Genomic DNA, 20,051 nt, shown 5'->3' with positions numbered 1-20,051 from the left:
ATTCACACTCCCTTTGCAAGCATTGCCGCCACCGCCTGCAGAATAGTTTCCACCTCCGCCAGACGCCCCACGCCCTCATACCCGCAGGCCAGCATCCCGGACGCGGGCTCGACAAACTGCGCCCCGTAGCCGCGCAGGGTCTCCACATTCTTCTGCGTGGCGGGGTGCTGCCACATCTTGCCGTTCATGGCCGGGGCGATGAGGATGGGCGCCCGCGTGGCCAGGGCGATGGCAGTGAGCGCATCATGGGCGAAGCCATTGGCCATGGCCGCCAGCACATTGGCCGTGGCAGGAGCGATCAGGAGCAGATCCGCCTCATCCGCCAGTTGGATGTGCCCGGGCTGCCAGCCCTCCTTTTCGGCAAACAGATCGCTGATCACCGGATTCTTCGACAGCGTGCCCAGCGTCAGCGGGGTGACAAACTCCAGGGCCGCTTTGGTCAGCACGCACGTCACCTTGTGGCCGGCCTTGGTGAGCTGGCTGGCGAGGTCCGCCGCCTTGTAGGCTGCAATGGAACCGGTGACGCCGAGAATAATGCGGGACATAAATGGACCATAGGCGCGAAAATCCACCCGAAAAGCCCGAACTACGAAGCTGCTTGCCATTCTGCCTGCACGAAAGCACATTCCCAGGCGTAACCCCCTGCCAGAATGCGCTGCCCCAAATGTGGAAGCTCCCAGGATAAAGTGATCGACTCCCGCGAGGCGCGGGAGGGGCACGCCATCCGCCGCCGCCGGGAGTGCATGAAGTGCGACTTCCGCTTCACCACCTACGAGATCGTGGAGCGCGAGGAGCTGCGCGTGGTCAAGCGCAACGGCGCCCGCGAAAACTTCAACCGCGACAAGCTCCTCGGCGGCGTCCGCAAGTCCTGCGAAAAGCGACCCGTCAAAATGGAGCAGCTCGAGCAGCTCGTGGACGACATCGCCAACGAGCTGGAGGAGGAAGGCTACCGCGAGATCCCCAGCACCGTCATCGGCGCCAAGGTCATGCGCCGCCTCGAAACCATCGACCACGTGGCCTACGTCCGCTACGCCTCGGTGTACCGCCAGTTTGAGGACGTGGGCGAGTTCATCGACGAGATCAAGAGCCTCGGAGAGCGCAGCCCGCGCGACGGGCGGCAGCCGGAGCTTTTCCGTTAATTTCTCCCCATGAGCGAAAAGACCATTTTTCAGAAGATCATCGACCGCGAAATCCCTGCCCCGCTCGTTTACGAAGACGACCTCGTGGCCGCCTTCAACGACATCAGCCCCCAGGCCCCCATCCACGTGCTCATCGTGCCCAAAAAGCTCATCCCCCGTGTGGGCGAGGCCGTGGCGGAGGATCGGGCCACACTGGGCGCACTGCTGCTGGCCGCAGGCAAGATCGCTGAAAAGCTCGGCATCTCAGACCGCAGCAAGGGCTTCCGCCTCGTGATCAATCACGGCAAAGATGCCGGTGAATCCGTGCCCCACATGCACGTGCACCTGCTCGCGGGCCGCAGCCTCGATTGGCCACCAGGCTGATCCCAAATAGGCGGCAAGCCGACTGGCTTCACAGTCCTGCTGCAACCAAGGCAGAGAGTCTCTGTCATGCTGCGCCCTACATTGTGACAATATCGTAACAATGAATAAATTGCATTCGTTGGACCCCTCCCCCCGCCCTCAATGGTCCAACGCTCCCACCCCTCGTTTTCACTTCCCAAGCTCCTGTTAGCGCTGCTGCTCTCCGTCATGGTGAAAGGCGCGCTGCAGGCCGCGTCTGGCTACGGGGCTCTGGCAGCGCCCGCTGCCGCAATCACCCCCAAGAAACCGGCCTCGATCTATGATCAGATCTGGGGCAGCTCGGTGCTCTACAAAGCTCACAGCGGCTTTCTCACGAGCCTGGCTCTTCAGGGCATCCTGCAGCTTCAGGATGACCAGGGCTGGTCAGACCGTGGGGACTTCGGCAGCCGCGACCGCCCGCAGGATTCACGCTGGGGCGACTTCGAAGTGCGCCGCCTGCGCTTGGGCTTCAAATCCAAGTGGCTCGACGGAAAAGGCCGCCTGGACGGCCTGATCGACATCAACGCCGACTTCAATCCGTTCTACGGCCGCATCAACATCCTCTTCTTTGAGTACGCGTTTTCCGAGGCGCTGACAGTGGGCTTTGGCAAACATCAGGCCTATTTCGGACTGGAGCGCACCACATCCTCGCGGGAGTTCCTCACCATCGAACGCTCCCTGCTCACAGACGTCCTGTGGACCGGCTGGTACACCGGCATCTGGGCCACCGGAAAGGTGCGCCATTTTTTGTGGGAACTGGCCGCATATGCAGGCGATGACGAACGGGAGTTCACCACCTTCAACGGTGGCGCGATCATTCAGGCCGGCCTCGGCTACGACCTCAAGGAGGCCACAGGGCTGGACCGCGCCTCCATCAATTTCGACTACCAGAAAGCCACGGCGGACACCTCCGTCAAGGGCAGCACCTTTGAGGGTGCGCCGGCTCCTTATGAGTTTGAAAGCGCCCTCTCCCTGAACAGCAGCTGGGAAAAAGGCCCCTGCGCGTTTTATACGGACATTCTTCATGGCCATGGCCGGGAGTCCCAGGGAGATGTCTCCGGCCTCATCCTCATGCCCGCCTTTTTTGCCACCCAGAAGCTGCAGTTTGTGGGGCGCTACCAGTACGCGGTGGCTGAAAACGACGGCCTGCGCCTCTCCAGCCGCTACGACCGCCTGGCCACCGGCATCACCGACAAAGGACATGGGGGCCAGTACCATGCTTTATACCTGGGGGCGAATTACTACATCTACGGCCACAAGCTGAAGCTGATGACCGGCCTGGAATTCGTCACTCTAAGCGGCGGCGGCCACGGTGGCAGCTACAACGGCTGGAGCTGGTCCAGTGCCCTGCGCCTGTATTTCTAGCCTCCGGCAGGCAAAAAAACCGGCCCAGGTGCAACTTTGGCGTATGTTAGGTGTTAGAATCATTGTCAATCCCTCCGTCCGCCATGGAACCGCTCTCACCTCAAGACCCCGTCGCCAAGCTGCTGGCTCAGGCCCGCGCGATCGAGGCTCGTTCCAATTTTGCCCAGAACGTCGTCCGCGCCGCCCGGCAGACGCCCCAGGATCGCGGCTGGCTCGCATCTCTTCGCACCTGGTGGGAGGATGTTTCCTTTGCCTCCCCGGCTGGCAAGTGGGCCTTTGCCTCCGTCAGCATTGCCGTGATGGTGCTCGCCCTGGTGATCTTCCAGACTCAGCCCACCGCCCAAGTCCAGATGGCCGGCAAGCCAGTGCCTGTGATGTCTGTGCCAGACCTCCCCCTGCTCCCGGCTGCGGCCGAGACTCCTTGGGAGGCCACCTTCGACACCCAGGCTCTCCTGGCCGTGGATGACACCTCCCAGCTCACCGACAGTGAGATTGGCTTCCTGCTCTATTGAGCTCCCTGTCACACCCGTGTGACAAAAACGTCGGAACTTGCCGCCGGACGAACTGAGCCGCCATGCCAAATGGCAGGATGGCTTTGCCCGCCTCGACCTTCTGGAATCATCAGCGCTGTCGGCGCCACAGCTGGTGGCTGCTGCTGGTGCTCGCACTCCTGCTCTACCTGCCGGGCACGGGCACCATTCCACTGATGGACCGCGACGAGCCGCGCTTTGCCCACGCCACAGTGGAGATGATGCAGCGCGGCACCTGGACCATCCCCTGGTTCAATGGTGCCTACCGTTTTGACAAGCCACCCCTCACTTACTGGTGGATGCGCCTGCACTACGCCCTGCTGGGCGTGAATGAGCTGGCAGCACGTCTCCACAGCGTGGCGGCCGTCTATCTCACCGCGCTGGTGGTGGCTGGCATGGCGCGGAGACTCACGCAAGAACCACGTGCAGGACTGCTGGCGGGTGCGGCCTGGCTCACCAGCCTGCAGTCGCTGGTGCACGGTCGCCTGTGCGTGGCGGACATGCCCATGATCCTGCTGGTGGCGCTGGCCTGCCGCGCCTTGCTGGAGCTGCTCACCAAGGTTCCCTCCCGCCGCTGGGGTGGCTGGTTCTGGTGCCTGTGGCTCTCTCTTGGCGCCGGTTTTCTGGCCAAGGGCCCCGTCGCGTGGTTCGTGCCTGCGCTGACCTTGCTCCTGTGGCGCTGGGTTTTGTGGAAGAAGCCCCTGCCCTGGCAGCGTCTGCAGGTGCTGCCAGGCCTGGGCATCGCACTGACCATGGTGGCCGCATGGGGTGTGCCTGCTTTGATCGAAACCAACGGCGCCTTCTGGCAGACCGGCATGGGCGAGCATGTGGTGAAGCGCGGCACCGCTGTCTTCAACGGCCGCAAATTCGTGCCCGGCTACTACCTCCTCACTTCCTGGCTCAGCCTCTTTCCCTGGATGGGCTTTGCGCTGCCGGTGTGGCGCAGTCTGCGTGCAAACTGGTCGGCGCAGACCTCCTTCCTCGCCGCATGGTTTCTCGCGCCGCAGATCATCTTCTTTTTCTACGCCACGCAGCTGCCGCATTACGTCATGCCGGGCTATCCCGCCTTCATCGTGCTGCTCGCTTGGGCTTGGTGGCAGCGCACTCCTGATCATGCGGCAGAACTGCCCGGTGCTGCCAAGTGGCTGCCGCTTGCGCTTTCAGGGCTTGTTCTCGCAGGCTGGGGCTTGGTGGCAGCAGTGCCGATTCCAAATGCTGGCCTCCGCACCCTGCTCAGCAGCGCACTGCTGGCGCTCACCTGCGTGCTCCTGCTGGGCGGCTTTGTCGCAGGCGCTTTATGGAAGCACGGCATGACAGCCCGAAACACCGCGCTCGTCGGCCTCACACTGCTGCTCACCAGCGCCAGCCTTTCATTCCTCGGCCGCCAATTGCTCGCCACTTCTATCCCCGTGCAGGTGGCGGCAGAAATCGGCACCATCAAGCCCGACATGACATTCCACGGCTGCGGCTACACCGAACCCAGCCTCGTCTTCTACACCGATCATCCATGGCTCTTCACCGATGACCTCAGCTCCGCCAAAGCTCTGCTGCAAAAGTCCGGCCCGGAGGCCGTCGTGATGCTGCGGCGCGAGTGGACTCTCGACCGCTGGTTCAAATCACTGCTCGGCACTGCACCCAAAGGCCAGACCGCCAAAGACAATACGGCGCTCGTGGATCAGTTGAAGCCGGAGTCCAGCAGCACGCAGACGCTGACCCTCGAAGGCTTCAACATGGCGCGCTTCAGCTGGGCGGAGGTCCAGCTCTTCGTCAGACGCTAGCCGCCGCACGCCGCATGCGCCGCACTGTCAGCCCGAGCGGCACCCCAAAGACACACGCCAGCATCACCGAGGTGATGACATCGCTCGGATGGTGGCAGTTGTTCTGCATGCGCGACCACGCCACCCCTCCAGACACCGCCAGCAGCGGCACACCCGCCGGTGGAAACGCCACCGCCAGCGGCACGCAGGCACCGAATGACGTGGCCGTGTGCGCACTGGGAAAGGACTGTTTGCGCGCGCTCAAGGTGGGGCCGTAAAATCCAGCGGGCACGTTGCTGCCGGGCCGCGCACGCCCGGTGCTCACGCGCACCACATTCGCCACGCCTCCCGTGAGCACCGTGCCCACGACAGCCGCGAGCGTCAGCCTGCGGAAGAACGGCGAGCGCCGCACAAACGCAAAGCAGGTGAGTGTGACGAACACAAACATGTTAAACCCCGCCAGATCTCCCCAGTAGCTCAGCCACCTCGCCGCGCCATGAATGGCTGCATTGTCCGGAGAGTCCTCCGCCCATCGCAGCCGTGCCAGCAGCACAAGATCCTGCGGCATGAGCAGACAGATCAGCACCGCACCCGCCACCATGAAAGTCCACAGCTTGATCCGATTGGCCGCCAGCATGGCCCAAGCGCTGCGGCAGAGGCACAATACATCCGCCCACCAGCAGGCCAGCATGGGCCGCGTGCGATGATCCAGACCTGCGGGGAGCCATGAGGCTGCGTCCTCACTTGCCAGCTCATCCCAGGAGGCCGCATAGGGCGGCAGCAGGCCGTGTTTGTCATTCATCAGCGGCAATCAAAACAAGATCATCAAAATGCCACGGCGTGCATTGAAACGAATTTGTTTCGCCTCGTGACTGTGTGACGAAACAAACACACTCGCCTGCTGGCCCGCTGTCACATTGGAAGGAAGACTCTCTCACTCCTCCTGCGATCATGCTCAAAGAGTCCCCACCCCGCCGTCCGGTTCAGATGTTGAAATCGGCCCACGACATGGTTTTCCGCCATGTTCACAATTCAAACCTCATCTACAACACAGCCTGGGAGGATCCGCGGCTCGACCGCCAGCTCATGCAGCTGAACTCCGACAGCCGCGTGGTCATGATCACCAGCGCAGGCTGCAACGCGCTCGACTACCTGCTCGACAATCCGGCCGCCATTCATGCGGTGGACATGAACTACCGGCAGAATGCGCTGCTGGAGTTCAAGCAGGCGCTCATCCGCCGTGGCGACTTTGAAGAGCTCTTTGAGATGTTCGGCTTCGGCTCTCATGCCGACTACGCCCGCGTCTATGCCCGTGTGCGCAGCACGCTGTCTGACCCTGCACGGAAGTTCTGGGACAAGCGCATCGGCTTCTTCAATCCCACCAGCCTCAAAAAGTCCTTCTACTTTCACGGCACCTCCGGCATCGCCGCGTATGTGATGGGGAATGCGCTCTTCAAGCTGCGCCCGAATGTGAAGAACTTCGCCACCTGTCTGCTGGATGCGCGCTCGCTCGAGGAGCAGCGCAGCGCGTATGAGCTCTTTGAGCGCGAGATCTGGGGCCCCTTCAGCAACTGGCTGCTGCGCCAGCCCACGCTCATGACGCTGCTCGGTGTACCGCGTCCGCAGATCAAGCTCATCCAGGACTCCTACCCCGGCGGCCTCACCGATTATGTGAAGGACAAGCTGCGCCATGTGTTCACCGAGCTGCCCATCGCTGACAACTATTTCTGGCGTGTGTACATGACCGGCTCCTACACGCTGGGCTGCTGCCCCAATTATCTGAAGCAGGAAAACCTGCCCACGCTGCAGCAGCGTGTGGATCGTCTGAAAAGCTACACCACCACACTCTCCGGCTTCCTGCGCGAATATCCCGGCAAATACACGCATTTCGTGCTGCTGGATCACCAGGACTGGCTGGCCGCGCACGACACCGCCGCGCTGCTGGATGAATGGGAGCTCATCCTGGCCAACAGCGCCCCCGGCGCGAAAGTGCTGATGCGCTCGGCGGGTGTGAATCTCGATTTTGTGCCGGAGTCCGTGCGCGCCCGCCTGCGCTTCTTCCCCGAACGCACCGAGGTCCTGCACCAGCTGGACCGCGTGGGCACCTACGGCAGCCTTCACTTTGCGGAGGTGCTGTGATGAGCACGGCGCACGCATCCACAGCCGCCGCGCATGGCACGGGCACTGCGCTCGAGCGCTACTACCAGTTTCACTCGCGCATCTATGACGCAACGCGCTGGAGCTTTCTCTTTGGCCGCGAGGAGGTGCTGATGCGCGCCGCGTGCGTGAGCAAAGCCCAGCGCATTCTGGAAGTGGGCTGCGGCACCGGGCGCAATCTGCCCGGCCTGCGCCGCCGCTTTCCTCAGGCACGGATCACCGGCGTGGATCTCTCCGAGCAGATGCTGTCCATCGCCGCCACCAAGATGAAGGACGACCGCGTCACGCTGCTGAGGCGCTCCTACAGCGCGCCTGTGCACGAAGGCGGCAGCCGTTTCGACCTCGTGCTGTTTTCATACGCGTTGAGCATGTTTAATCCCGGCTGGGAGCAGGCCATCGATGCCGCATGGAATGATCTCGAAGAAGGTGGCGTCATTGCCGTGGTGGATTTTTCCCACACGCGCTTCTCCTGGTTCCGCAACTGGATGGGCGTGAACCACGTGCGCATGGAGGGCCATCTGTGGCCGTATCTCAGCCAGAAGTTTGCACCGCTGCTGGACGAGCGCTTTTCCGCCTACGGCGGCGTGTGGCAGTATGGCATCTTTCTCGGACGCAAACAGTCCTGAGAGTGTGTGGCGATACTGTTTCGTGCAGTTCCGCGAAGCCCTTTCATCATGAGGTGCCATCAGGCATTTCATTCCTCATGACACACCTCCTGCTTTTCGGCGCGGTGCTCGCGCTGTCCGCATTCATTTACTTCCTCCGTCGCTTCAGCACCGCCTGGGCCATGCGCCGCTGGCAGCGCACCCAGGGCATGGTAACGACGGCGGAGATGCGGCGCAGCAAACAGAAAACCCACGACGGCTGCCTGCTCTATGACCCGGTGCTGCGCTATTCCTACAGCGTGGGCGGCCGCACCTTTGAAGGCAGCCGCTACTCACACAAGACTGCAGACAAAGACGCAGGTCGCCTCACGCAGTTCATCGCCCGGCTCACCCAGGGCTCCGAGGTGCCCGTGTACTATCATCCGCACAATCCCGCCGAAGCCGTGGTGCAGCCGCCTGCGTGGCAGGGCTCGGCCATGGCGGCGCTCTCCTGCGCACTGCTCTTGGTCGTGCTGGCAGCCTTCCTCTGGGCCGCGTGAAAAGCCTGACGCCTGCTTTCGCAAACGGGTTCGCCGCACCAGAGCTGCGCCGCTTGGTGGGTGGAATGTGGGCGGCCCAGATCGCCGTGGCGGGTTTTGTGGCCGGTCATTCCTTTCTGCCCAACCGCTGGCTGCATCTCGGCTGGCTATTCATCGCAGGCGCTTGGGCCCTGGCCTGGACAGACTGGCCCGCGCTGCTCAGACAGTGGCAGGCAGATGCAGGCGTGCATTCCATCGTCTGCTTTCTCTCGTGGATGCTCATCCGCTCCTCTGTGCAGATTCCCTTCATGGCCGAACGTGCGTCGGATGAAGTGATCTCCGGCATTTTCGGCATGCTGCTGCTGGTGATGTTTTGCATGCTGGTCTGGCAGCAGGCGAAAAGTGACGAATTTTTTCATGCCATGGGCTGGTTCATGGGGCTCACGTCCGCTCTTGCGGCGCTGATCAGCATCGTGCTTTCCTATTTCGTGCTGCCCGGCCACCAGGCGGGAGAGAGGCTCATGAACCTGCTCGTGCACGGCGGCCTCAACCAGGTGTGCACGGGGCTGATCTTTGGCTTCGCGGCGCTGTGGCTCGCGGCTCTGATGGAGGCAAAGCCAATACCCTTGCCGCGCTGGCTGGGCTGGGCCGTTGTGGGATTGCTGCATTTCGCGGCGTTTCTTTCCGGCAGCCGTGGTGCCATGCTGGCCATGGTCTGTGGTCATCTGGTGCTGCTGCTGACGCGTGGCTGGCGGCGCGGTGGTGCTGCGGCCTGTGTGTTTCTAACTGCGACCGTGCTTTATTTTACCAGCGCACCGTTGTTTGCACACATCCAGCGCTGGCGCGTTGAACCTGCAGTCACTCAAGCCATCACGCCCCCGTTTCAAAAGATAGTCGAGCGTGCGGACAACAACCGCCTGGACATCTACCGCGCCGGATGGCATGCCATGGACCATGTCTGGCTGGGCACCGGCCAGTGGGGCGTGCGCGGGCTCTGGCAATGCGAGCTGCAGTCAAAAACGAGCATCATGATGATGTCACACCTGCACAGCGCCTTTTTTGCCACCTTCGTGCATGGCGGCATCATCGGTGCAGCCTTGCTGCTGGGGGTGCTAGGTCGTGGTATCCGCTGCGCGCATCGTCTGGCCATGGCAGGGGATGCCACCTGGATCTCCCTGCTGGCCTTTGGCTGCGGCGGCCTGCTGTTTGATGGCGAGTCCCTGGCCTCGCTGGCCACGGCACCACGCTTTGAGGGGCTGCTTTTCTGGCTGCCTCTCACCGTGGCGCTGGCGCGTGGTTCCGCTACTGCACCACGCGCAGATTCTTGAACCCTGCCTCGCCGTCAAAGGCGATGAGGTTGAGCTGCTCTTTCGCCTCCGCGATCACGGCATGCCGGCCTTTCGCCGTCACGCCTGCGATTTGAGCGGTGACTTCATCGCCTTTGAAGGTGATGCGCACCGCCTGCCATTCCCCGGCGTTCAGTTTCAGCTTCTGCCGCGCCAGCGGCTCCGTCTGGCTCTTGTCCTGGCCGGCATCGGGGTTCTTGGTGATCTCGATCTGCGTGCTGCTGACGACGATGCGGAAGGAGTGCTTTCCTGCCGTATGAATGCGCAGCGAGACACGCCCGGCGGTGTGCAGCTTCATTTCAAACTGCAGGGTGCCATCGGTGATGGGCAGTGGTCCGGTCAGTGTCGCGCCTTGTTCCTCGGTTTTAGGCGTCGGGTTCCAAATGGCCTCGTCGCGCACCTGCCAGGTGCCGCGTGTCATGATCCAAGGCTTGGCCGGCAGCGCCTTGAAGTCCTGAGCCAGCACCTCTTTGCCTGCCAGCGGTGGCAGGGCGGGCGGCAGCTTCTTCTCCACGATGGGCGGCATCTCGCGGCTGTAGCCGCCGTCACGGTAGCGGTTTACCAGGGCGCTCAGCTCTTTCACCACCTCCGGATTCTGCGTGCTGACATCCACCGTTTCAGCAGGGTCTTCCTTCACGTTGTAAAGCTGCGCCTTGAACTGGCTGGCGCGCGACTTGCGGACACCAAGCTTGATCTCGCTGACGGGCACGCCCTCGATCCACTTCCACGGTCCTTTGCGGATGGCGAAGACACCGTCCGCGCTGTGAATGAACATGTGGTCGCGCGTGGGTGCCGCATCCTTGGTGCCGAGGAAGGCGGGCAGGGCATTGAAGCTGTCCTCAGCTGCCGTGGCGGCGGCGGGCAGCGGCTCGCCCACGATCGCCGCCGTGGTGGCCAGGATGTCAGCCACGCTGATCATGTCATCGCAGACCGTGCCGGCAGGGATCTTCGCAGGCCAGCGGGTGATGAAGGGCACCTTGAACCCGCCCTCCCAAACGTCGTGCTTTCCGCCGCGCAGGTCGGCATTCACCTTCAACCCGGTCTTGTAGGCCTGCGTCTGCACGGTGTCTCGCGTGGGGGTGAAGACGCCGCCATTGTCGCTGCTGAAAATGACCAGCGTGTCCTGCGCCACGCCTTTTTCATCCAGCGCCTTGAGCACGCCGCCCACGCTCCGGTCCAGCTCCTGGATCCAGTCGCCGTAGAGCCCGGCCTTGCTCTTGCCGGCCATGTCCTTGTCCGGCGTCACCGGATTGTGCACGGCCACCGGAGTGTAGTAGAGGAAGAACGGCGTGCCCTTTTTCTGCTGCGTAATCCATTCGGCGGCCTTGGTGGTCAGCAGTGGCATCACGCGCTGGTTCACGCGCCTCGGCGCATCCAGATCCAGAATCGTCGCCTTGCCGTTTTCCGTATCTTCAGGTCCGTAGGTGGCCTTGAAGTTCGGATCGTCGGAATCAGGCCCTTTCAACTTCATGCCTGTCGGGATTTTCCCGCTGCGCAGACCATAGACAAAACGATTCTCCACAAACACGCCTGTGAGGTCGCCGTGATTGCTCGGCACGCCGAAGTGGTAGTCAAAGCCGATGTCCAGCGGGCCGGGGGAAAGCTCGGCGGTGTAGTCCGTGCGCCACTTTAAGGAGCCGTCGTCCGTGCCGTAGCCGAGGTGCCATTTGCCAATCGCCGCAGTCTGGTAGCCGTGCTTTTTCAGCAGCGAGGCCATGTTCAGCCGCGTCGTCTCAATGTGCAGCGGGGAAAAGGTGCCCAGCACCTCGTGCGTAAGCGAGGTACGCCAGCAGTAGCGGCCCGTCATGACCGAATAGCGCGTGGGAGAGCACACGGAGGAGGTGGTGTTGGCATCCGTAAACCGCCGCCCCTCTCGCGCCAGGCGGTCGATGTTCGGCGTCTGCACCAGGCTGCCGTCCGCCCCGTAGCACCCCGCGCTGCCATAGCCGTAATCGTCGGCGAGAATGATGACGATATTGGGCGTGTCTGCGGCGAGCGCAGAGGAGACGAAGAAAGCGAGGAGGAGCAGAAAACGCATGCCGCGTTGACGAAGACGACGCGGGCGGACTTTCATCAAGTTACGCCTTTCCCATTGCGACGGCCCCGGCACGCATTCACAATGCAGGCTGCCATGCCTAGCCGTGCCCTTTTCTCCATCCTGCTCTGCGCTCTCAGCCTCATCATGACCGGTTGCGAGACCTCCGGCCTCACCCAGCAGCAGTCTGCGGCCGTGGAGGCACGCCGCCGCCAGATCGCCATGGAGCCGCGCGGTGATTACTTCATCGGCCGTCGTTTCTACATCAATCACACCCACCTCTGGGGCTATGTGCGCAGCCCGGGACAGGGCTGGGAGAGCTCCAAGCTCGTGATCATGAACGAGCGCTACCAGAAGATTCCCTACCGCCTGCCTGAGGCGCCGACGGACGGCGGCTACGCCTACGGTGATGACCACAACACCGAGTACACCCTCTATGGCCGCTTCACCGGCCGGAAGGTGTTTGACCCTAACAGCAACCTGGTGCTGCCTGAATTTGAACTGCGCCGCTGGGAAGTCCGCAACGAAAGCCCCGGCTGGCTTTTCAAGCCCAACGAAAGATTCAACGGCAGCCAGCTCCTGCGCGCCGAACCCGGCACCACGCCCTAAAGGCGGAACGTCACCACCAAACGGCAAATGACGAAGCACACCCCCCTCGTCATATCCAACGGCCGTCTCCACTTTCATCCTTTTATCTCATGCCCACGACCGACCTGATCGCCGATCTCGAATGGCGCGGCCTGCTGAAGCAGTGCAGCGACCTCGAAGCCCTCAAGGAAGCCCTCAAGACCCAGCAGACCTTTTATTGCGGCTTTGACCCCACGGCAGACAGCCTCCACATCGGCAACCTGCTGCCTCTGATGGCACTGCGTCGCGTGCAGGAGCATGGGCACAAGGCCATCGCCATCGTCGGCGGCGGCACCGGCCTGATCGGCGACCCCAGCGGCAAGGCCAACGAGCGCACGCTCAACACCCCCGAAACCGTGGCGGCGTTCGTGAAGCGCATCGAAGTGCAGATCCGCAGCATCCTCGTTCCCGAGCAGACCATCATTGAAAACAACGCCGACTGGCTCTGCAAGCTCAGCGCCATCGAATTGCTTCGTGACGTGGGCAAAAACTTCACCATCGCCTGGATGCTGGCGAAGGACTCCGTCAGCTCCCGCCTGGAGACTGGCATTTCCTACACCGAGTTCACCTACATGATCCTGCAGTCCTACGACTTCGTGGTGCTCAATGAGCGCCACGGCTGCACCGTGCAGATCGGCGGCAGCGACCAGTGGGGCAATATGACCGCTGGCATTGATTTGGTTCGCAAAATGCGTGGCCAGCAGACCCATGTGGTCACCTTCCCGCTCATTACCACCAGTTCGGGCAAGAAGTTTGGCAAGTCGGAAGCGGGCGCGATCTGGATGGACCCGAAGAAGACCAGCCCGTATGCCTTCTACCAGTTCTGGGTGAACTCCGAGGACCCGGACGTGCCGCGCTTCCTGCGGCAGTTCACGCTGCTTTCGCATGAAGAGATCGAAGCCATTGAGGCTGAGCACAATGCGAACCCTGGGCAGCGCAGCGGCCACAAGCGCCTGGCGGCAGAAGTGACCCGCATGGTGCATGGCGAGGAAGAGCTGCAGAAGGTCATCCTGGCTTCGCAGGCTCTTTTTGGCGGAGCCGATCTGGCCTCTGCTGACGTGGATACGCTCATCGAGGCCACCGCCTCCGCCCCGAGCACCACGGTGGATCTTGCGGCTATCCCAGGAATTGCCGATCTGCTGGTCACCCTCGGTCTCGCCACTTCGAAGGGTGATGCCGGACGCCTCATGAAGGGCGGCGGCTTCTATATCAACAATGTACAGGTGCCTGCTGGTGAAGTCCCCGTGCTCACCGCCGAGCACTTTCTCGACGGCAAGCTCTGCATCCTGCGCAAAGGTAAGAAGAGCTATGCGACGGTAAGAGCGGGAATGTAAGAGCAGCGCAAAACCAGTCGGCAACGACGCAACATCACGACTTCCATGAGGCGAATCATCATGCTCCTGTTCGCAGGCTTTCTCGCGCCCGCGTTTTCCGAAGACATTGAAACTGAACTGCTTATCGTGGGTGGGAATGAGTCGGGATGTGCGGCGGCGGTGCAGGCGGCTAGGCTGGGGGTGAGGAAGATTGTGCTGGTGAATGACATTGAGTGGCTGGGCGGGCAGTTCAGCGCGGAGGGGGTGGGGTGTCCGGATGAGTGGACGGCGGTGAACGGACGAAGGGTGAATTTTCCGCGCAGCGGGATCTACAGCGAGGTGATTCAGCGCATCCGGGCGCATAATTCGCAGGTTTATGGCATGCCAGCGCCGGGGAACTCGTTTTGTGGCACGGAGACGATTGAGCCGTCAGCGGCGGCGAGGATTTTTGAGGAATTGCTCAAGCCGTATGTGGACTCGGGGGTGCTACGGATTGAGCGCGGGTGGCAGTTGCAGAGGGTGATTGTGGAGGAGAAAAGAGTCGCGGGTTGTGTCTTTTTCCGCAATTCCTCAAGCACGCTTAACATTCGGGCGAAGCTGACGCTGGATTCCTCGGACTGGGGTGATGTGGTGAAGATGAGCGGGGCGAAATATGGCGCTGGCGCGGACCTCAAAGCACGGTTTGGGGAGGCCAGCGCGCCTGAGGCCTATGACGATGCGGGCCGGCAGGAGATGAACCCGCTGTCGTGGTGTGTGGTGCTGAGGGAGGCGGCCAAGGACAACGTGGTGGCCAAACCGGGGACGTATGATGCGAGGTCGTTTGCGCAACTGGACAAGACGCCACCGTGGGTGGACAGCGACATGAGCACGGGGCCTTACAGCCAGTCGGGCTGGAGTGTGTACACGCACCGGAGGCTGGTGGACCGCTGGCACAACGGGCTGGCAGTTGGGACGGAGGCGACGTTTTTGAACTGGCCGGTGCAGGACTATCCGCTGTGCCAGCTGCCGCAGCGGGTGGTGGATGCGCTGGAGAAGACGGAGGCGGGGGCGTCGAAGAAGAACATCGTGGATCTGACGCCGGCGCAACGGCAGATCATTTTCAATGATGCGAAGCAGCATGCGCTGGGGATGCTTTATCATCTGCAGACGGCGGTGCATGAGCGCGTGGGGGACTTCCCGCAGAGCTTCCGGCACATGGAGCTGACCAAGGAGTTTGGCACGGCGGACCAGCTGCCGCCGAAGCCGTATGTGCGCGAGGGGCTGCGGCTGGAAGCGCTATACATGCTGCGGGAGCAGGACATCCGCGCGGAAACGCGGGAACCGAAGTGGGCGAAGGTGATGGTGCCGGATGGTGTGTTTGGGTTTCAGTTCAACATCGACTTCCATCCGACACGGCGGAAGTTTCTGGGGGATGACCGCAATGGGGCGTGGCAGTTTGTGCAGACGCCCTCGCGTGGCTGGCACACGGACACGGACCGTGCGATGTTTCCGCTGCGGGGTCTGGTGCCGGTGGAGATGGACGGGCTGCTGGGGTGCTCCAAGAACATCGGTGTGAGCAGCGTGGTGCAGAGCGCGCTGCGGCTGCACGGGCAGATGATGCATGTGGGGCAGGCGAGCGCGACGCTGGCGTGGCTGTGCCTGCGGGATGGTGTGCAGCCGCGAGCGGCGGCGGGCTCGCAGAAAAGCTGGCGGGAGATTCAGCTAAGGCTGGTGCGTGGCACGGGCGGGCCAGGAATGCTGCTCTGGCCGTGGCAGGATCTGCCGCTGGAGGCGGGCTATTTTGAAGCGGCCAACCTGCTGGCGGTGCGTGGCCTGTGGCCTGCGGATGCGGGCAGCGTGCTGTTTGATGCGGAGCATGTGATGACGCGCCGGGAGCTGGCGCGGGTGCTGGCACGGGTCGTCCGCGCGAGATCGAATGCGCCGGAGTGGCAGGTGGCTGCAACGCCGCGCTTTGGCGATGTGGGGCAGGAAGACGCGGACCGGGCGGCGATCGAGTCTGTGTGCGCGTGGGGGATCACCACGACGGACAGGAGTTTTCATCCTGAAGAGCGGGCTGACTGGGCCACGCTGTACCGCTGGTGCACGGCGCTGAAGCTGAAGGTGGATCGCGGGCTTTTCAGCAAGGACGTGGCGCAGCGTGCGCTGACGCGCGCGGATGCGGTGGTGCAGCTCTGGCATGCGCTGCAGCAGCAGGGCGAGTGGCTGTGCGAAGATGATGCGTGGCTGCAAAAGGAGCATGACCACGATGAAGACGGGAGGAAGGATCTGGATGATCCCCTGCCCTTTGACAGCAACAACAACGGGGTGCCGGACAGGCTGGAGTTTGTGAGGTGAGCGGGGGGAAGGCGGAGCTGGGAAGATAAGAGTGGTGTGTGATGGCGGGGTGCCGCACAGGGACTGTGCGGACCACTATGCTGGCGCATTTGCGAAGCCCTTGGAACCGGTTTGGCTATGTGATTGTTTAAAAGAGGCCGGTGGATCAGGCTTCTTTGCGCTGGGCCCACTTTTTGCCGGAGGCGAGGGCGCGGAGGGTTTCGGCGAGGCGGCGCTGGAGGGTTTCCTCCTGTTTGGCGGAGCTGATCCAGACTTTGTATTCGCGCTGGCAGGAGATGCTCATGGCATTGAAGCCTGCGGCGGCGGCTTTGTTTTGCTTGAGCGCCTTGGCGAGTGCGGGCGGCATGGGCCACTCGGCGCGCTTTTTGGGCGGCGGAGGTTTGGCGGATTCGTCGGAGTCGAGCGCGACAGCGGCGTGCACGAGGCGCTGGAGGGCCTTCACGTTGAGCTTTTCCAGCCTGGTGACGCGGATGGTCAGTATGCTGGTATTGGCCTCGCCGCCTTCGAAAAGATCTGTGATGTCCCGGAGCTCGGTGCCGCGAAAGAAGGTGATGCCGAGGTGTTTCTGGCAGGCGCTGAGGGCGCAGATGTTTTTGCGGCCGCTGAAGCAGAGCATGTTCCACTTGATGGATTCGGCGAGGTCGGGCTCCCAGTGCTGGATCCAGGTGCGCACCTGCCGGGCCATGCGCTGGGAGAAGTCCGGCGCGAGGTCGAGCCAGGTCTCGGGGTCGCGGGTGGAGGTGCGCGCTACGTCCATGCGGTCTCAGCTTACGGGCTTGAGCACGACCTTGCTGACATCGAGGACGGCGCTCTTGGCCTTGGAGACGGGGTCGATGACGAGGCGCATTTTGCCGGGGGCCTTGATGTCCACCTCGCCAACGGATTCCTCGGCCCATTTCTGGAAGCCGCCGGTGTCTTTGACGGTGAATTTCAACTCCTGCGCGCCGACTTTGACGGCGACCTGGCTGCCTTCGTTGCCGGTGCCACAGCCATGGACGACGGTGACTTTGTAGCGGCCGGGCTTGGTGACTTCGAAGTCCCATTCGGCGAAGTCGTCCTCGCTGGTCCAGAAACCGAGGCAGTTTTTTTCGGACTTGGGCTCGTAGCGCATGTTTTCGGCCCAGGTGGTGGCGCTGGCGGCTTCGAGGACGATGCTGCCGTCTGCGGCCTGCACGGGTGAGGGGCCTTCAGGGGCGGGGACGAAGGCGATCTCGTGCACTTCAAAGCCGGGCTCGCCGCTGCCGGTGGCGGCAGTGAAGATGGAGAAGGGGTAGGTCATGGGCTTTTCCACATAGACCGTGCCGTAGATGGCGCACTTGGGCTGGCTGGTGGCGGTGAGCGTCTTTTTGAGCGGCTGCTGGGCGAAGCGGAACTGGGTGCCCAGGGTGGTGCTGCGGAGGGTGTAGGTGACGCGGACTTCGTAGCGGCCCCAGCGCTTGGGGTTGAAGCTGGTGCAGTCATACTGGTCCCAGTGCTGCTGGGTGGTGTGCTTGAGGTCCTGGGGGCTGATGACAATGACGCCGCGTTTGGGCTCATCGGCGCGGAGAACGGGGTCGTCGCTGCCGAAGCCGTTCAGATCCACGGGGGTGGCGGAGAAGACGGGCTCTGCGGGTTTGGCAGGTGCGGGGGGCGGTGCTGGAGCGGCAGGCTTGGCAGCCACGGGTGCCGGGGCCGCTGCGGCGGGTGCCGAGGCGGCGGGAGGCTGCTCTTGCTTGCCGCAGGAATTGAGAGCGAGGAGCAGCGCGAGCGCGCCGGCGGCGTGGGAAAGAGGGTGGCGGGTCATGGTTGTATGGGGATAAGATGCAACGGAGGGGAGCCACGGCAACTTAGACCGGTTCTTGGAATTCTGTTGCTGGGGAGAGGGGGCGAAGCGGAGTCGTGGGCGGGAAGGACAGGCCGGAGGCGCTGTCTCCCGTGGACAGCCGGGACGGCCATCCTCCAACGCCCGAGCCGTGAGCAAGGGGCGAAAATAAAACGCACGGGGACTGGGCGTCCCCGTGCGCGACTCAACTTAACCTCTGACTCAACCTAACAGAAACAGATCAGAAGCGGATGCACATGTCCATGGTGAAGCGGGTGTTGGCGAGGCCGTAGGGCTTCACGACGGCCATTTCATACGCAAAACCAAGGGAGAGATTTTTCTGGATGTTGGAACGGAAGCCGATGCCAAGCATGCCCTGGGTGACGCCGCTGGCATTGCCAGCACCGAAGTTGATGACGTCATAGCCGTTGCTGCGGAGGCCCGGGATGTTGGAGGCGTTGTTGAGCGTGGTCCAGAAGTTCGCGGTGGCGAAGGGGATGAACCAATTGCTGACGCGGTAGTCCACCATCAGGCTGTAGTGTGCCATGGTGTTCTGCTCAGCACGCAGCATGGGGATGAGCACGCCGAGGTTGCCGGTGAAGTGCAGGTCGCCAAAGCCTTTGGCAAAGGAGATGAAGGGATTGAACTGACCCGAGCCACGGCCATTGAAGACCTTGTTGTCTCCGGTGGGGAGCTGAAAGGTGAAGCCGGGGGTGAGGATGAACTGGTTCTGCACGTCATTGATGAGGGCGTATTTGAAGCCGGCGGCGAGGTCGAGCCAGCCATTCCCCTTCACGCCGGTGCCGTTGATGTTCATGTAGCCGTCTTCCGTGGCGATGAAGGCGAGGCGGTCCGTGATGGCGTAGCGGAACTGAACGGCGCCAACACGGGCGCTGCCACGACCTGTCACAAACTGGTTGTCGAAGTTGTGGTAGATGAAGATGGGGCGGATTTCGGAGCGGATGACCGGATCTTCAAAATAGATGGGGTTTGTGACGGGGGAGATGGTGTTCTCCTTCCAGTCAAAGGCATCTGCCACGGGGGCTTTTCCTGAGACGGGCGAGCCGGCGGTGGCGGTGGAAAGTGACACGGCTGCCATGACGCTGAAGCTCAGCGCAAGCAACCACCGATTTTGGGAGTGTGGTGTAGGGTCCATGCGTATAATAATGCACAGTCTGATCTGCAATGATCCGCGTGGATTGGCATCCTTTGGTCAAGTTATGCGTCGATCCTGAGACGCAATCTCTCAGCGCTGCCAGCGCTCGCAAAACAGAAGCCCCCAAACGAACTCGCGCCTCTCGAATCTGGAGAAGCCTGCGGCAGTGAGATGCGGTGACACGTCCACCAATTCATGCGCGGCGAGCTTTGTGGCGCGACGAAAGAAGGCGTACAAAAAAGCGATGATGATGCGGCTGCAAAAACGGCGCAGGCCTGAGGCCGCGATTTGAAAGTCGGCATGCAGCCATTGGGCATGCGGTGCAGCAGCAGCGGCGATGAGCGGGACGAGCGACCGGAGCTGGTCTGCGCGGAAGCAGTCGAGAAAGAAGCAGGTGACGATGAGGTCATGTACGGCCGCAGGGGGCTGCCAGGTGAGGGCGTCTGCATGCACGAAGTCCACGCGCGCGGCTGCGAGCCCTGCGCGCCGGAGGCGTGTGCGGGCGAGGGAGATCATGACGGAGCTGGCCTCGACCACGGTGATCTCGGCGGCTGGAAAGCGGCGGCAGAGCCCGGTGAGGAAGCGGCCGTTTCCCTCGCCGTAGATGAGCACCTTTTGTGGAGGCTGGATGACCGGGAGCAGGGCGGTGCGGCAGCGCTGCAACTGGCCGCCTGCGCAGAGCGCCTCCAGCCAGCGGTAGTGCGGGGCGAGGAGGTCGAAGCTCATGGGGGAGTGAAGGTGTGAAGCGTGTGAGGATCAAGTTTTGTGTCACAGCTACGCGGTGACACATGAGAGTACGATGTGTGTGGCGGTTTCCGTGGGTTGGCAGGGCGAAAGCGAGGAGGTGTTTTGGCGGGCTGGGTCATGTCTGCGAAGGCTATTGATCGGCCACCACACCCCGACCTTTGGCTCACTACTAGCGCCCTTAGGGCTGCCTGCGGCAGTCTATCTCCGCTTCGCTACGGTTCCCCGAAGGCAACCCACACT

At 62.5% G+C, this 20,051-nt stretch carries 19 protein-coding genes; 12 read left to right on the top strand and 7 right to left on the bottom strand.

Annotated elements, in window-relative coordinates; translation table 11 throughout:
• Window positions 1-2: 2 nt before the first annotated feature.
• Window positions 3-545 (bottom strand): flavoprotein, encoded by a 543-nt coding sequence (locus tag ACZ5WW_RS16145; protein ID WP_377166417.1) that lies wholly within the window; start codon window positions 543-545, stop codon window positions 3-5.
• A 105-nt stretch (window positions 546-650) separates the two neighbouring features.
• Here ACZ5WW_RS16145 and nrdR point away from each other — a divergent pair, with 105 nt between their 5' ends.
• The 5 genes from nrdR (at window position 651) to ACZ5WW_RS16120 (ending at window position 5,193) form a co-directional block, all read left to right on the top strand.
• On the top strand, window positions 651-1,139 hold the full coding sequence (gene nrdR, locus ACZ5WW_RS16140) for a transcriptional regulator NrdR (protein ID WP_377166419.1): 489 nt from the start codon (window positions 651-653) through the stop codon (window positions 1,137-1,139).
• 9 nt (window positions 1,140-1,148) lie between these two features.
• Window positions 1,149-1,502, top strand: coding sequence for an HIT domain-containing protein (locus tag ACZ5WW_RS16135; protein WP_377166421.1), 354 nt, complete (start codon window positions 1,149-1,151; stop codon window positions 1,500-1,502).
• A gap of 141 nt (window positions 1,503-1,643) precedes the next feature.
• Window positions 1,644-2,885 carry a porin gene (locus ACZ5WW_RS16130; protein WP_377166423.1) on the top strand — a complete coding sequence of 414 codons (1,242 nt, stop codon included), beginning with the start codon at window positions 1,644-1,646 and terminating at the stop codon, window positions 2,883-2,885.
• 83 nt (window positions 2,886-2,968) lie between these two features.
• On the top strand, window positions 2,969-3,397 hold the full coding sequence (locus ACZ5WW_RS16125; RefSeq protein ID WP_377166425.1) for a hypothetical protein: 429 nt from the start codon (window positions 2,969-2,971) through the stop codon (window positions 3,395-3,397).
• Between the two features lie 77 nt (window positions 3,398-3,474).
• Window positions 3,475-5,193, top strand: coding sequence for an ArnT family glycosyltransferase (locus tag ACZ5WW_RS16120; protein ID WP_377166427.1), 1,719 nt, complete (start codon window positions 3,475-3,477; stop codon window positions 5,191-5,193).
• Here the strand turns inward: ACZ5WW_RS16120 and ACZ5WW_RS16115 are convergent.
• Window positions 5,183-5,974 carry a phosphatase PAP2 family protein gene (locus tag ACZ5WW_RS16115; RefSeq protein ID WP_377166429.1) on the bottom strand — a complete coding sequence of 264 codons (792 nt, stop codon included), beginning with the start codon at window positions 5,972-5,974 and terminating at the stop codon, window positions 5,183-5,185. The genes ACZ5WW_RS16120 and ACZ5WW_RS16115 overlap by 11 nt on opposite strands.
• Window positions 5,975-6,180: 206 nt before the next feature.
• Between ACZ5WW_RS16115 and ACZ5WW_RS16110 the strand changes: the two genes are divergently transcribed.
• From ACZ5WW_RS16110 to ACZ5WW_RS16095, 4 genes are all read left to right on the top strand, one after another.
• Window positions 6,181-7,311, top strand: a complete 1,131-nt coding sequence (locus ACZ5WW_RS16110) for a BtaA family protein (protein ID WP_377166431.1) — start codon at window positions 6,181-6,183, stop codon at window positions 7,309-7,311.
• On the top strand, window positions 7,311-7,955 hold the full coding sequence (locus ACZ5WW_RS16105) for a class I SAM-dependent methyltransferase (protein WP_377166433.1): 645 nt from the start codon (window positions 7,311-7,313) through the stop codon (window positions 7,953-7,955). The genes ACZ5WW_RS16110 and ACZ5WW_RS16105 overlap by 1 nt, the downstream gene beginning before the upstream one ends.
• Before the next feature lie 77 nt (window positions 7,956-8,032).
• On the top strand, window positions 8,033-8,473 hold the full coding sequence (locus ACZ5WW_RS16100) for a DUF3592 domain-containing protein (RefSeq protein ID WP_377166435.1): 441 nt from the start codon (window positions 8,033-8,035) through the stop codon (window positions 8,471-8,473).
• On the top strand, window positions 8,470-9,780 hold the full coding sequence (locus tag ACZ5WW_RS16095; RefSeq protein WP_377166437.1) for an O-antigen ligase family protein: 1,311 nt from the start codon (window positions 8,470-8,472) through the stop codon (window positions 9,778-9,780). Before ACZ5WW_RS16100 ends, ACZ5WW_RS16095 begins: the two co-directional genes overlap by 4 nt.
• Here ACZ5WW_RS16095 and ACZ5WW_RS16090 read toward each other — a convergent pair.
• Entirely contained in the window at window positions 9,755-11,836 is a 2,082-nt protein-coding gene (locus ACZ5WW_RS16090; RefSeq protein ID WP_377166439.1) for a sulfatase-like hydrolase/transferase, read from the bottom strand. The genes ACZ5WW_RS16095 and ACZ5WW_RS16090 overlap by 26 nt on opposite strands.
• Before the next feature lie 93 nt (window positions 11,837-11,929).
• On the opposite strand from ACZ5WW_RS16090, the gene ACZ5WW_RS16085 reads away from it, so the two are divergent.
• The 3 genes from ACZ5WW_RS16085 (at window position 11,930) to ACZ5WW_RS16075 (ending at window position 16,107) form a co-directional block, all read left to right on the top strand.
• Window positions 11,930-12,442, top strand: coding sequence for a hypothetical protein (locus ACZ5WW_RS16085; RefSeq protein WP_377166441.1), 513 nt, complete (start codon window positions 11,930-11,932; stop codon window positions 12,440-12,442).
• An 89-nt stretch (window positions 12,443-12,531) separates the two neighbouring features.
• Window positions 12,532-13,794, top strand: a complete 1,263-nt coding sequence (tyrS, locus tag ACZ5WW_RS16080) for a tyrosine--tRNA ligase (RefSeq protein ID WP_377166443.1) — start codon at window positions 12,532-12,534, stop codon at window positions 13,792-13,794.
• A 60-nt stretch (window positions 13,795-13,854) separates the two neighbouring features.
• Window positions 13,855-16,107 (top strand): FAD-dependent oxidoreductase, encoded by a 2,253-nt coding sequence (locus ACZ5WW_RS16075; RefSeq protein WP_377166445.1) that lies wholly within the window; start codon window positions 13,855-13,857, stop codon window positions 16,105-16,107.
• A gap of 145 nt (window positions 16,108-16,252) precedes the next feature.
• On the opposite strand, the gene ACZ5WW_RS16070 is transcribed toward ACZ5WW_RS16075, so the two are convergent.
• The 4 genes from ACZ5WW_RS16070 to ACZ5WW_RS16055 form a co-directional block, all read right to left on the bottom strand.
• Window positions 16,253-16,864, bottom strand: coding sequence for a YdeI/OmpD-associated family protein (locus ACZ5WW_RS16070; RefSeq protein ID WP_377166447.1), 612 nt, complete (start codon window positions 16,862-16,864; stop codon window positions 16,253-16,255).
• Window positions 16,865-16,870: 6 nt separating this feature from the next.
• Window positions 16,871-17,890, bottom strand: coding sequence for a DUF5077 domain-containing protein (locus ACZ5WW_RS16065; RefSeq protein ID WP_377166449.1), 1,020 nt, complete (start codon window positions 17,888-17,890; stop codon window positions 16,871-16,873).
• Window positions 17,891-18,149: 259 nt separating this feature from the next.
• Window positions 18,150-19,007, bottom strand: coding sequence for a transporter (locus ACZ5WW_RS16060; protein WP_377166451.1), 858 nt, complete (start codon window positions 19,005-19,007; stop codon window positions 18,150-18,152).
• Window positions 19,008-19,154: 147 nt separating this feature from the next.
• Window positions 19,155-19,790, bottom strand: coding sequence for a class I SAM-dependent methyltransferase (locus tag ACZ5WW_RS16055; protein ID WP_377166453.1), 636 nt, complete (start codon window positions 19,788-19,790; stop codon window positions 19,155-19,157).
• Window positions 19,791-20,051 lie beyond the last annotated feature (261 nt).

The organism is Prosthecobacter fluviatilis, from assembly GCF_055388355.1.
This window is presented reverse-complemented; position numbering and strand designations above follow the sequence as displayed.